Annotated in this window: 3 protein-coding genes, 12 tRNA genes, 3 rRNA genes and 1 pseudogene; all 19 read right to left on the bottom strand. The window is 44.6% G+C overall.

Annotated elements, in window-relative coordinates; translation table 11 throughout:
* Window positions 1-32: 32 nt before the first annotated feature.
* Window positions 33-106 (bottom strand) — tRNA-Ile (locus BQ5341_RS02955).
* Between the two features lie 18 nt (window positions 107-124).
* Window positions 125-198 (bottom strand) — tRNA-Met (locus BQ5341_RS02950).
* 13 nt (window positions 199-211) lie between these two features.
* Window positions 212-284 (bottom strand) — tRNA-Ala (locus BQ5341_RS02945).
* 11 nt (window positions 285-295) lie between these two features.
* Window positions 296-369: transfer RNA gene (locus tag BQ5341_RS02940), tRNA-Pro, on the bottom strand.
* Between the two features lie 13 nt (window positions 370-382).
* Window positions 383-456: transfer RNA gene (locus tag BQ5341_RS02935), tRNA-Arg, on the bottom strand.
* Window positions 457-464: 8 nt separating this feature from the next.
* Window positions 465-550 (bottom strand) — tRNA-Leu (locus tag BQ5341_RS02930).
* 37 nt (window positions 551-587) lie between these two features.
* A tRNA-Gly gene (locus tag BQ5341_RS02925) sits at window positions 588-659 on the bottom strand.
* 8 nt (window positions 660-667) lie between these two features.
* Window positions 668-740, bottom strand: a tRNA-Thr gene (locus BQ5341_RS02920).
* 25 nt (window positions 741-765) lie between these two features.
* Window positions 766-847, bottom strand: a tRNA-Leu gene (locus tag BQ5341_RS02915).
* 9 nt (window positions 848-856) lie between these two features.
* A tRNA-Lys gene (locus tag BQ5341_RS02910) sits at window positions 857-929 on the bottom strand.
* Window positions 930-936: 7 nt separating this feature from the next.
* A tRNA-Val gene (locus tag BQ5341_RS02905) sits at window positions 937-1,009 on the bottom strand.
* A gap of 28 nt (window positions 1,010-1,037) precedes the next feature.
* Window positions 1,038-1,153 (bottom strand): 5S ribosomal RNA (rrf, locus tag BQ5341_RS02900).
* Window positions 1,154-1,228: 75 nt separating this feature from the next.
* Window positions 1,229-4,138: ribosomal RNA gene (locus BQ5341_RS02895) — 23S ribosomal RNA — on the bottom strand.
* 175 nt (window positions 4,139-4,313) lie between these two features.
* Window positions 4,314-4,386: transfer RNA gene (locus tag BQ5341_RS02890), tRNA-Ala, on the bottom strand.
* Between the two features lie 65 nt (window positions 4,387-4,451).
* Window positions 4,452-6,009 (bottom strand): 16S ribosomal RNA (locus BQ5341_RS02885).
* Together the 16S, 23S and 5S rRNA genes with 12 tRNA genes alongside form the textbook arrangement of a ribosomal RNA operon.
* Window positions 6,010-6,551: 542 nt before the next feature.
* Window positions 6,552-8,003, bottom strand: coding sequence for a lysine--tRNA ligase (gene lysS, locus BQ5341_RS02880; protein WP_071130847.1), 1,452 nt, complete (start codon window positions 8,001-8,003; stop codon window positions 6,552-6,554).
* A gap of 153 nt (window positions 8,004-8,156) precedes the next feature.
* Window positions 8,157-9,161, bottom strand: a complete 1,005-nt coding sequence (gene dusB / locus BQ5341_RS02875; RefSeq protein ID WP_071130569.1) for a tRNA dihydrouridine synthase DusB — start codon at window positions 9,159-9,161, stop codon at window positions 8,157-8,159.
* 3 nt (window positions 9,162-9,164) lie between these two features.
* The gene (gene hslO, locus BQ5341_RS02870) at window positions 9,165-10,055 is read right to left on the bottom strand and encodes an Hsp33 family molecular chaperone HslO (protein WP_071130568.1); all 891 of its coding nucleotides are present in this window, start codon (window positions 10,053-10,055) and stop codon (window positions 9,165-9,167) included.
* Between the two features lie 644 nt (window positions 10,056-10,699).
* A pseudogene (gene ftsH, locus BQ5341_RS02860) lies at window positions 10,700-12,722 on the bottom strand (ATP-dependent zinc metalloprotease FtsH); the annotation flags it as partial.
* Between the last annotated feature and the right edge of the window lie 61 nt (window positions 12,723-12,783).

The raw sequence follows: 12,783 nt of genomic DNA, 5'->3' as shown, positions 1-12,783 counted from the left end.
AAATAATGCCCTTAAAGCCATTGATCACTCAATGGACCTTGTAGGACTCGAACCTACGACCGGACGGTTATGAGCCGTCTGCTCTAACCAACTGAGCTAAAGGTCCAGGCTTTTTTCAAAAAAATAGCGGCGAAGGGGATCGAACCCCCGACCTCCCGGGTATGAACCGGACGCTCTAGCCAGCTGAGCTACACCGCCAAAATATATTAAATGGAGATTAGCGGGATCGAACCGCTGACCTCTTGCATGCCATGCAAGCGCTCTCCCTGCTGAGCTAAACCCCCATCAATATCAATCGGGAAGACAGGATTCGAACCTGCGACCCCCTGGTCCCAAACCAGGTGCTCTACCAAGCTGAGCTACTTCCCGAAAATAAAACAAGCGCGCCCAGAAGGAGTCGAACCCTCAACCTTTTGATCCGTAGTCAAACACTCTATCCAATTGAGCTATGGGCGCATAAATAGTGCCGAGAATCGGAATCGAACCGATACGGTGATCACTCACCGCAGGATTTTAAGTCCTGTGCGTCTGCCAGTTCCGCCACCCCGGCATCTCTGAAATCTGGCTTTTCCTCTATAATAGAGAAAAGCGGAAGACGGGGTTCGAACCCGCGACCCCCACCTTGGCAAGGTGATGTTCTACCACTGAACTACTTCCGCATTTTTAATGCCGGCTAAAGGATTTGAACCCTCGACCCTCTGATTACAAATCAGATGCTCTACCAACTGAGCTAAGCCGGCCTTATGTGGTTATTCTTTTTTAAAATGCGGGTGAAGGGACTCGAACCCCCACGCCGTTAAGCGCTAGATCCTAAATCTAGTGCGTCTGCCAATTCCGCCACACCCGCATATTTTTATGAGCCGTACAGGGCTCGAACCTGTGACCCTCTGATTAAAAGTCAGATGCTCTACCAACTGAGCTAACGGCTCAAAAAAATGGGGGCTAACGGGATCGAACCGCTGACATTCTGCTTGTAAGGCAGACGCTCTCCCAGCTGAGCTAAGCCCCCATAAATATTAAAAAAATAAAAAACTTAAGCGTGGCGACGTCCTACTCTCACAAGGGGAAACCCCTCACTACAATCGGCGCTAAGAAGCTTAACTACTGTGTTCGGCATGGGAACAGGTGTATCCTTCTTGCTATCGCCACCACACTTGGTGTTTTTTTTGAATGAACTTTCTTCATTCAAAACTGGATCTGAATTAACTTACTGACAAACCTAAACCTTTTGGTTAAGTCCTCGATCGATTAGTATCAGTCCGCTCCATATATCACTATACTTCCACTTCTGACCTATCTACCTGATCATCTTTCAGGGATCTTACTTTCTTAAAGAAATGGGAAATCTTATCTTGAGGTGGGCTTCACACTTAGATGCTTTCAGCGTTTATCCCTTCCCTACATAGCTACCCAGCGATGCCTTTGGCAAGACAACTGGTACACCAGCGGTAAGTCCATCCCGGTCCTCTCGTACTAAGGACAGCTCCTCTCAAATTTCCAACGCCCGCGACGGATAGGGACCGAACTGTCTCACGACGTTCTGAACCCAGCTCGCGTGCCGCTTTAATGGGCGAACAGCCCAACCCTTGGGACCGACTACAGCCCCAGGATGCGACGAGCCGACATCGAGGTGCCAAACCTCCCCGTCGATGTGGACTCTTGGGGGAGATAAGCCTGTTATCCCCAGGGTAGCTTTTATCCGTTGAGCGATGGCCCTTCCATGCGGAACCACCGGATCACTAAGCCCGACTTTCGTCCCTGCTCGACTTGTAGGTCTCGCAGTCAAGCTCCCTTGTGCCTTTACACTCTGCGAATGATTTCCAACCATTCTGAGGGAACCTTTGGGCGCCTCCGTTACACTTTAGGAGGCGACCGCCCCAGTCAAACTGCCCATCTGACACTGTCTCCCACCACGATGAGTGATGCGGGTTAGAGTGGTCATAACACAAGGGTAGTATCCCACCAACGCCTCCATCGAGACTAGCGTCCCGACTTCCTTGGCTCCTACCTATCCTGTACGTGTGTTACAAACACTCAATATCAAATTGCAGTAAAGCTCCATGGGGTCTTTCCGTCCTGTCGCGGGTAACCTGCATCTTCACAGGTACTAAAATTTCACCGAGTCTCTCGTTGAGACAGTGCCCAAATCGTTACGCCTTTCGTGCGGGTCGGAACTTACCCGACAAGGAATTTCGCTACCTTAGGACCGTTATAGTTACGGCCGCCGTTTACTGGGGCTTCAATTCGTACCTTCGCTTACGCTAAGCACTCCTCTTAACCTTCCAGCACCGGGCAGGCGTCACCCCCTATACGTCATCTTTCGATTTTGCAGAGAGCTGTGTTTTTGATAAACAGTCGCTTGGGCCTATTCACTGCGGCTGACCTTGCGGTCAGCACCCCTTCTCCCGAAGTTACGGGGTCATTTTGCCGAGTTCCTTAACGAGAGTTCTCTCGCTCACCTTAGGATCCTCTCCTCGACTACCTGTGTCGGTTTGCGGTACGGGTTGTTGTTTTCTAACTAGAAGCTTTTCTTGACAGTGTGGACTCAGAAACTTCGGTACTATAATTTCCCTCCCCATCACAACTCATCCTTAAAAAGAAGCATTTGACTCCTCTTCAGACTTATTGCTTGGGCAGACACTTCCAGTCGTCTGCTTTTCTTATCCTCCTGCGTCCCTCCATTGTTCAAACAAAAACAACAAGTACAGGAATATCAACCTGTTATCCATCGCCTACGCCTTTCGGCCTCAGCTTAGGTCCCGACTAACCCTGGGCGGACGAGCCTTCCCCAGGAAACCTTAGTCATTCGGTGGACGGGATTCTCACCCGTCTTTCGCTACTCATACCGGCATTCTCACTTCTAAGCGCTCCAGTAGTCCTTACGATCTACCTTCAACGCCCTTAGAACGCTCTCCTACCATAACACTTACGTGTTATCCACAGCTTCGGTAATGTGTTTAGCCCCGGTACATTTTCGGCGCAGGGTCACTCGACTAGTGAGCTATTACGCACTCTTTAAATGGTGGCTGCTTCTGAGCCAACATCCTAGTTGTTTAAGCAACCCCACATCCTTTTCCACTTAACACATATTTTGGGACCTTAGCTGGTGGTCTGGGCTGTTTCCCTTTCGACTACGGATCTTATCACTCGCAGTCTGACTCCCAGAGATAAGTCGATGGCATTCGGAGTTTATCTGAATTCGGTAACCCGAGACGGGCCCCTAGTCCAAACAGTGCTCTACCTCCACGACTCTTACTCTGAGGCTAGCCCTAAAGCTATTTCGGAGAGAACCAGCTATCTCCAAGTTCGATTGGAATTTCTCCGCTACCCACACCTCATCCCCGCACTTTTCAACGTACGTGGGTTCGGTCCTCCAGTGCGTTTTACCACACCTTCAACCTGGACATGGGTAGATCACATGGTTTCGGGTCTACGACTACTTACTGATGCGCCCTATTCAGACTCGCTTTCGCTACGGCTCCGTCTCTTCAACTTAACCTCGCAAGCAATCGTAACTCGCCGGTTCATTCTACAAAAGGCACGCCATCACCCATTAACGGGCTTTGACTTGTTGTAGGCACACGGTTTCAGGTTCTATTTCACTCCCCTTCCGGGGTGCTTTTCACCTTTCCCTCACGGTACTGGTTCACTATCGGTCACTAGGTAGTATTTAGCCTTGGGAGATGGTCCTCCCGGATTCCGACGGAATTCCTCGTGTTCCGCCGTACTCAGGATACTCCTAGGTGTTGTTAAAATTTCATCTACGGGGTTTTTACCCTCTTTGACAGACCTTTCCAGGTCCTTCGACTATTCTAACAAACTACCATATTGGAGTCCTACAACCCCAAAGAGCAAGCTCTTTGGTTTGGGCTTTTCCCTTTTCGCTCGCCGCTACTCAGGGAATCGAATTTTCTTTCTCTTCCTGCAGGTACTTAGATGTTTCAGTTCTCTGCGTGTACCTCGTTTATACTATGTATTCATATAAACGTAACATTCTATGACAAATGTTGGGTTTCCCCATTCGGAAATCTCTGGATCACAGCTTACTTACAGCTCCCCAAAGCATATCGGTGTTAGTCCCGTCCTTCATCGGCTCCTAGTGCCAAGGCATCCACCGTGCGCCCTTATTCACTTAACCTTCAAATCGACTTTCGTCGACGGTTTAATACTACGCACAAGCGATTGTGTTTCGTATTCAAATAAGTAATTGAATTCGTCTTTCAACTCATTCAACACGTTGTTCTCGGTTTGTTTTGCTTTATTAATTCAGTATCCAGTTTTCAATGAACAAAGTATGAGAGAAATCCTCTCAATGGAGCCTAGCGGGATCGAACCGCTGACCTCCTGCGTGCAAAGCAGGCGCTCTCCCAGCTGAGCTAAGGCCCCGAGGGTAAACCTCTCAAAACTGAACAAAGTGAAATCGAATTGTGTATTTCCGTAATATTCCTTAGAAAGGAGGTGATCCAGCCGCACCTTCCGATACGGCTACCTTGTTACGACTTCACCCCAATCATCTATCCCACCTTAGGCGGCTGGCTCCTAAAAGGTTACCTCACCGACTTCGGGTGTTACAAACTCTCGTGGTGTGACGGGCGGTGTGTACAAGGCCCGGGAACGTATTCACCGCGGCGTGCTGATCCGCGATTACTAGCGATTCCGGCTTCATGTAGGCGAGTTGCAGCCTACAATCCGAACTGAGAGAAGCTTTAAGAGATTAGCTTAGCCTTGCGACTTCGCGACTCGTTGTACTTCCCATTGTAGCACGTGTGTAGCCCAGGTCATAAGGGGCATGATGATTTGACGTCATCCCCACCTTCCTCCGGTTTGTCACCGGCAGTCTCGCTAGAGTGCCCAACTTAATGATGGCAACTAACAATAGGGGTTGCGCTCGTTGCGGGACTTAACCCAACATCTCACGACACGAGCTGACGACAACCATGCACCACCTGTCACTTTGTCCCCGAAGGGAAAACTCTATCTCTAGAGCGGTCAAAGGATGTCAAGACCTGGTAAGGTTCTTCGCGTTGCTTCGAATTAAACCACATGCTCCACCGCTTGTGCGGGCCCCCGTCAATTCCTTTGAGTTTCAACCTTGCGGTCGTACTCCCCAGGCGGAGTGCTTAATGCGTTAGCTGCAGCACTGAAGGGCGGAAACCCTCCAACACTTAGCACTCATCGTTTACGGCGTGGACTACCAGGGTATCTAATCCTGTTTGCTCCCCACGCTTTCGAGCCTCAGCGTCAGTTACAGACCAGAGAGCCGCCTTCGCCACTGGTGTTCCTCCATATATCTACGCATTTCACCGCTACACATGGAATTCCACTCTCCTCTTCTGCACTCAAGTTCCCCAGTTTCCAATGACCCTCCCCGGTTAAGCCGGGGGCTTTCACATCAGACTTAAGAAACCGCCTGCGCTCGCTTTACGCCCAATAAATCCGGACAACGCTTGCCACCTACGTATTACCGCGGCTGCTGGCACGTAGTTAGCCGTGGCTTTCTGGTTAGATACCGTCAAGGGATAAACAGTTACTCTTATCCTTGTTCTTCTCTAACAACAGAGTTTTACGATCCGAAAACCTTCTTCACTCACGCGGCGTTGCTCGGTCAGACTTTCGTCCATTGCCGAAGATTCCCTACTGCTGCCTCCCGTAGGAGTCTGGGCCGTGTCTCAGTCCCAGTGTGGCCGATCACCCTCTCAGGTCGGCTATGCATCACAGCCTTGGTGAGCCGTTACCTCACCAACTAGCTAATGCACCGCGGGTCCATCCTTTAGTGACACCGTAAAGCGTCTTTCAAATTCTTTCCATGCGGAAAAAATTGTTATGCGGTATTAGCATCTGTTTCCAAATGTTATCCCCCACTAAAGGGCAGGTTACCCACGTGTTACTCACCCGTCCGCCACTCAACAAAGTCGTGGAGCAAGCTCCGGTGACTTTGTTGCGTTCGACTTGCATGTATTAGGCACGCCGCCAGCGTTCGTCCTGAGCCAGGATCAAACTCTCATTAAAAGTGTTTGAACGGATTGCTCCGTTAAGCTCATTTGTTACACTAGCGATTGCTCGCTTAAAAATTTTGTTGCTTTTTGGTTGTTTTGACTAATCAAAACGCCCTTACACAATTTGGTTCGTTTTCACTTTGTTCAGTTTTCAAAGGTCTACATTCACTTATTTGTCGCGTTAGCAACTTTTATATCTTATCAAAAGTAAAAGTGAAAGTCAAGAACTTTTTTATTTTATTTTTGAAGGAAGTTGAAAAGTTATTTCAGCGACTTTAATAATTTAACATAACAATAATTCTCTGTCAACGACTTTTTTTAATTTTTTTAAAAAAAATTATGAAGCGTTGCAAAGGTTGAGATAAGTTAGTTAATTACTCAAGCGACGTATTTAAATATACCAAGAGTTTGTCAAAAAAGCAACAATTAAATTACATTTTTTTAAGTTTTTTTCAAAAGGCGTTCAATGATGTTTGATTCGAAAATATCTTTCGGATTCCTTGTAAAAAAAAGAAGAAAGGCGAAAGAAAATGAATTTTCTTTCGCCTTTTTATTTTAGCGCATTGTTGGAAATAATAGCACGTCTCGAATCGATTGGACATCAGTTAATAGCATCACCAAACGGTCGATACCAATTCCTAATCCTCCCGTTGGTGGCATACCATATTCTAGCGCTTCTAAAAAGTCTTCATCAATCCCGTGAGCTTCATCATTTCCTTGATCACGTTCTTTTTGTTGCCCTTCAAAGCGAGAGCGTTGGTCGTCAGGATCATTTAATTCGGTAAAGGCATTGGCAAATTCTTTTCCGACAATAAATAATTCAAAACGATCGGTAAAACGAGGATCGTCAGCATTTTTTTTGGCTAGCGGAGAAACTTCTACTGGATGTCCATAAACAAATGTCGGTTGAATTAAAGTTTCTTCTACAAAGGTTTCGAAAAATTCATTTAGAATATGTCCTACACTCATGTGCTCAGTGATTTCCACATGATGCTCTTTGGCAAGCGTGCGGGCTTGGTCAATAGTTAATTTTTGCCAAAAATCTACACCAGTTACTTCTTTTACCGCATCCGCCATATGGACTTCGGCAAATTTTTCTCCTAGGTGAATGATTTGGTCAGCATAAGTTAAATCAGGAGTTCCGTTCACCTTTTGATTGGCGTGGCGAATGATTCCCTCCGTTAGCTTCATAACGTCTTTAAAATCGGTATAAGCAGTGTATGCTTCTAGCATAGTGAACTCAGGATTGTGCGTGGTGTCGATTCCTTCATTACGAAAGACCCGGCCGATTTCATAGACTTTCTCCATCCCACCGACAATTAGTCGTTTCAAATGCAATTCCAAAGCAATCCGCAAATACAAATCAAGATCCAGCGCATTATGATGCGTAATAAAAGGTTTCGCCGTTGCGCCACCTGCTTCGTTGTGTAACGTTGGCGTTTCTACTTCAAGGTAACCTTGGCCATTTAAATATTCACGAATCGATGAAATAATTTGACTACGATGAACAAAACGGTCAAAACTTTCCCGATTAGAAATTAAATCTAAATACCGTTGGCGATATCGTTGCTCCACATTGGTTAAGCCGTGAAATTTATCTGGTAGCGGGCGCAATGCTTTGGTCAAAAAAGTTAATTCGGCAGGTTTAATCGTTACTTCACCTGTATCAGTTTTCATAATTTCACCAGTTACGCCGATAAAATCCCCAAGATCAGCATGCTTAAATAAATCGTAAGCTTCTTCTCCTACGTTATCTTTACGGACATAAATCTGCACTTGCCCGGTGCGATCTTGCAAATGAGCAAAGCCAACTTTTCCTTTGCCACGTTTCGTCATCATCCGCCCTGCTACAGTGGCGGTCAAATTCATTTCAGCTAATTCTTCTTTAGTTTTATCGTTAAATAAGGCATGAAGCTCACTAGCTAAATGCGTCCGTTCAAAACGCGTGCCAAAAGGATCGATACCTTCTTCTCTTAAATGATCTAATTTTTCGCGGCGGACTTGCATTTGGTCATTTTGCAAATTTTGTCCGTTATCTTCTGCTGCCAATCTATTTCCTCCTTCAAAACTGCATGATTATGATTATCATGCCACAAATTAGTCGTCTTCTCAATCATTTTTCATAAATTTTTAGCTTAAGACGCGACTAAAATTAATTTTCTAGTGGCTAACCCGTTGATAAACAGCGTTGCCTGCTATTTTTTCTAAAAAGTCACTGAAAATGTCGATAATTTCAGCTTGGGTATCTGCTTGATTAATGGCGGCTTTCACTTTGGCAGCTCTAGGAATCCCTTTTAAATAATAAGCCGCGTGTTGACGAAATTCGTGGGCGGCAACTTTTTCGCCTTTTAAGTCAATCAGACGTTCCAAATGTTTTTCCGCCACCTCGATTTTTTCAGTTGGCGTTGGTTCGGCGATTAGTTCGCCGGTTGCTAAATAATGTTCAGTCCGATGAATCATCCACGGATTTCCTAAAGCGGCGCGCCCAATCATTACTGCATCGCAGCCTACTTCGTCTAACATCCGTTTGGCATCTTCTGGAGTTTTCACATCGCCATTTCCCATAAATGGAATCGTGATATTTTTTTTCACTTCACGTAAAACATCCCAGTTGGCAAGACCTTCATACATTTGCACCCGCGTTCTACCATGCATTGCCAATGCACTAGCTCCACCAGCTTGGGCAGCTTTGGCATTTTCTACTGCAAAGACGTGTTTATCATCCCAACCAATACGCATTTTTACCGTAACAGGTTTTTTCACCGCAGCAGTTACTGCAGAAACCATTTCGTACACTTTATTAGGATCTAGTAACCATTTGGCACCAGCGTCGGCTTTAATGACCTTGTTCACTGGACAGCCCATATTTATATCAATAATGTCAGCGGCCGTATTTTCTGCCACAAAGACCGCAGCTTCCACCAAAGATTCTTTAGTGCCACCAAAAATTTGCACACTTAGCGGATGTTCTGTTTCATCAATGTAGAGCATTTCTAACGTTTTTTTATTGCGAAAATGAATCCCTTGATCAGAAATCATTTCACACACTACAAGTCCGGCACCAAATTCTTTAACGGTTACCCGAAAAGCAGCGTTGGTAATTCCCGCCATGGGAGCTACGACTACTTGATTAGGAATAACGATCTCCCCAATTTTCCATTCCATCGTCTATTCCCCCTTTTTTTGCCGTGCAGCAGCGGCTAACTCTAGCAAATCATCTTCACTATATTGGTAATGATTATTACAAAAACGGCAAACAGCTTCTGCGCCGTGGTCTTCTTCAATCATAGCTAAAATTTCTTTTTCGCCTAGAGAAATCATCGCATCGCCAAATTTTTCCTTGGAGCAATCACATGCAAAACTTACTTGCATTTTTTTTAAAACAGAAACGGGGCTACCAATTAGATCATTTAACAATTCCTCAGGGCTTGCCTCGGCTAATATTTTTTGACCGAAGTTGTTAGCTTCAGCTAAACCATTTTCCACTTGAGCGATGGTACTTTCTTTAGCTCCTGGCAGTACTTGAATCATAAAGCCCCCAGCCGCCGTTACACCGCCGTCTTCATCAAGAATAACTGACAAACCAATGGCAGAAGGTACTTGCTCAGAGAGCGCCATATAATAAGTGAAATCTTGACTAATATCACCGGCAGTCAAAGGCACTTGCCCGGAAAATGGTTCCTTCAAGCCGAGATCTTTAATCACTGAAAGCACACCATTTCGCCCAATTGTTGCTGGCAAAGATGGTTGATTATTTTCGTCTGGTTGCAAATAGACATGCGGTTGTTGAATATATCCTTTGACAGTCCCGTGACCATTGCTATCTACAACAATGGAACCTGTTGGCCCGTCACCTAAAATTTTTACCGTGATTTTATCTTCACCTTTTAAAGTTGCACCTAGTAAAAGTGCACCTATCATGGTTTTTCCTAATGCTAAAGTTGAACCTGAATATGTATCGTGACGCTTCACTGCCTCTTGAACCGCCGCTGTGGCACAAATGCCATACGCCCGAATTTCATCATTAAGTGCTAATGCCTTTATTAAATAATCTTTCATTATATCCTCCTTAAAAAAATTGTTTCAAAAAATTCTTGCATAAGAGTAACATTTTCCCAAAGAATATGCAAAACAACAGATTGTCTTTTGAGCGGTTAAGGGTGTAACAAATTAGGAAAAATTAAAAAATCCCGTTTTTGGATTTTATTAATTTTTATCTATTTGTCTAACCCTTGCTCAAAAGACATCGATTATCAAGATTGTCTTTAAGGTGATTAGGGACGTAGAGAAATAGGGGAGTGAACCAAAATCCCGTTTTTGGATTTTTGATCACTCCATCTTTTCTCCTAGTCACTACCTTAAAGACATCACCTATCAAGATTGTCTTTAACATCCCGCCAACCTGTCCTTCCGGCGCAGCCGTTTTTTTGTGCAGCAAAAAAGCAACGATCCTAGAATCGTTGCTTTTCCATCTTTTTAATCTTTCAAATCTTTTTCGCTTGGAAATTCTGGTTCTTCTGAATCAGCTTGTTTTTCTTCAGTCTTAGCATCTTCGACAGTATCTTCTTTAACCTCTTTAGGTTCTTTTGAAAATGGAGCATCTTGTTGGCTTTGTTTTGCCAATTCATCCTTCACTTCTTCAAGATCTTGTTTTTCTTGAACGGGAACATCTTCGAGATGTTGTCGATCAATATCTGCTTTGATTTCATCTAAGTCTTTTTTCTCTTGAGCTTGTTTTTCAGCATCTTTTGCTTCTAAAGCGCGTTTAGCTTCTTCAAAAGTTGCTCCGCCGTCTTTTTCGCTAGGGAAATCGTCGCCTTTTTTATCTTGAGGCATCACGCCATCTTCAAATAATGACTTGATAGCTTTCGCATCTAAGGTTTCAAATTCTAACAATTTTTCAGCGATTAATTTATGTTTCTCGCGGTTGCCTTCAATGATTTCTACAGCTTTGGCATGACCTTCATTCATAATCCGGCGTACTTCGCTATCGATTTCATAAGCAATTTGTTCAGAGTAAGCTTTTGTTTGACCATAATCGCGGCCAACAAAGACTTGGTGATTGCCTTCATATTGAATGGGTCCAAGTTTTTCACTCATCCCGTATTCAGTCACCATAGAACGAGCTAAAGATGTTGCTTGTTCGAAGTCATTGGAAGCCCCAGTAGATTGAACGCCGAAGACAACTTCTTCAGCAACCCGTCCACCTAATAGGCCAACAATTTGTTCAAACATATCGTCTTTAGTCATTAAGAATTGATCTTCTTTAGGAAGTGCAATCATGTAACCACCTGCGCGGCCACGAGGGATAATGGTTACTTTGTGAACGACACGTGCGTTGGATAAAATCAAGCCAACAATCGTATGTCCAGCTTCGTGGAAGGCCACCATTGAACGTTCTTTTTTGGAAATAACCCGGTCTTTTTTAGCAGGTCCGGCAATCACACGATCTTCTGCTTCATCAATATCAGAAGCATCGATTTTTTTCTTGTTCCGACGAGCAGCAACTAAAGCTGCTTCATTTAAAACATTTTCTAAATCAGCACCAGCAAAACCTGGTGTTTGTTGAGCGACAACTTTTAAGTCAACATCATCAGCTAAAGGTTTGTTACGAGCATGGACTTTCAAAATAGCTTCCCGACCTTTGACATCTGGACGGCCAACTAAAATTTGACGGTCAAAACGGCCTGGACGTAATAACGCTGGATCTAAGACGTCGCTTCTGTTTGTAGCGGCAATAACGATAACTCCTTCGTTACCATTAAATCCATCCATTTCAACAAGCAATTGGTTTAAAGTTTGTTCACGTTCATCATGACCGCCACCCATACCAGCGCCACGTTGACGACCAACAGCATCAATTTCATCGATGAAAATAATCGCTGGAGCAGTTTTCTTAGCATTTTCAAATAAATCACGTACCCGACTAGCACCGACTCCGACAAACATTTCTACAAAGTCAGAACCAGAGATCGAGTAAAATGGTACGCCAGCTTCACCAGCAACAGCTTTAGCTAGCAAAGTTTTACCAGTTCCGGGAGGTCCTTCTAAAAGAACACCCGCTGGAATTCGAGCGCCGAGTTCGACAAAACGACGTGGATCTTTCAGAAATTCAACAACTTCAACAAGTTCTTGTTTTTCTTCTTCCGCACCAGCGACATCAGAGAAACGAACTTTGTTGGCTTTTTTGTCTGATTCTTTGGCTTTTGATTTACCAAAGTTCATCACGCCACGGCCACCGCCGCCACCGCCTTGTTGACCTTGACCCATCATCATATATAAGAAGAAAACCATAATAATAATTGGTAAGAAGCTAAAGAGCAATGATAGCCAAACGCCAGAAGTAGACTCTTCTTTAATTTTGACCTCAGTATCACTATTAGCGGATAGTTCTTGAATTTTAGCAATCGATGAATCATTAGCTAAAATAATTGTGGTAAAACTTTTTGTTGCTACACTGGAGCTGCCCCATAATGGAAGGCCACCGGTGTTTTCGATTTCTTGTTCCTCTTCATATTCCCCAGTAATCGTTAGCACGCCGTTAGACGGTTGCATCGTTACTTCGGAAATTTTTCCATCTTCTAATTGTTGCGTAAAGGTGGAATATTCAATGTCTGGCGATTGTTCTCCCGTATTTCCTAAAAAGAAATAGGCCGCCAAGGCTAATAATAAAAGCAGCAGTACATAATACAGGCCGTTTTTCATTCCGCCATTTTTATTCTTCATTGCTGACCTCCTAGAATTTTGTTTCCTTAATTATTTTAACACATTTATTAAGGTCTACTGC

It is taken from the genome of Enterococcus timonensis (assembly GCF_900104595.1).
Lineage (GTDB): Bacteria > Bacillota > Bacilli > Lactobacillales > Enterococcaceae > Enterococcus_J > Enterococcus_J timonensis.
This window is presented reverse-complemented; position numbering and strand designations above follow the sequence as displayed.

What these genes read in the sequence shown, in the direction of transcription:
- hslO (WP_071130568.1), bottom strand. Translation starts at nt 10,055, where the DNA reads ATGAAAGATTATTTAATAAAGGCATTAGCACTTAATGATGAAATTCGG.
- lysS (WP_071130847.1), bottom strand. Translation starts at nt 8,003, where the DNA reads ATGCAAGTCCGCCGCGAAAAATTAGATCATTTAAGAGAAGAAGGTATC.
- dusB (WP_071130569.1), bottom strand. Translation starts at nt 9,161, where the DNA reads ATGGAATGGAAAATTGGGGAGATCGTTATTCCTAATCAAGTAGTCGTA.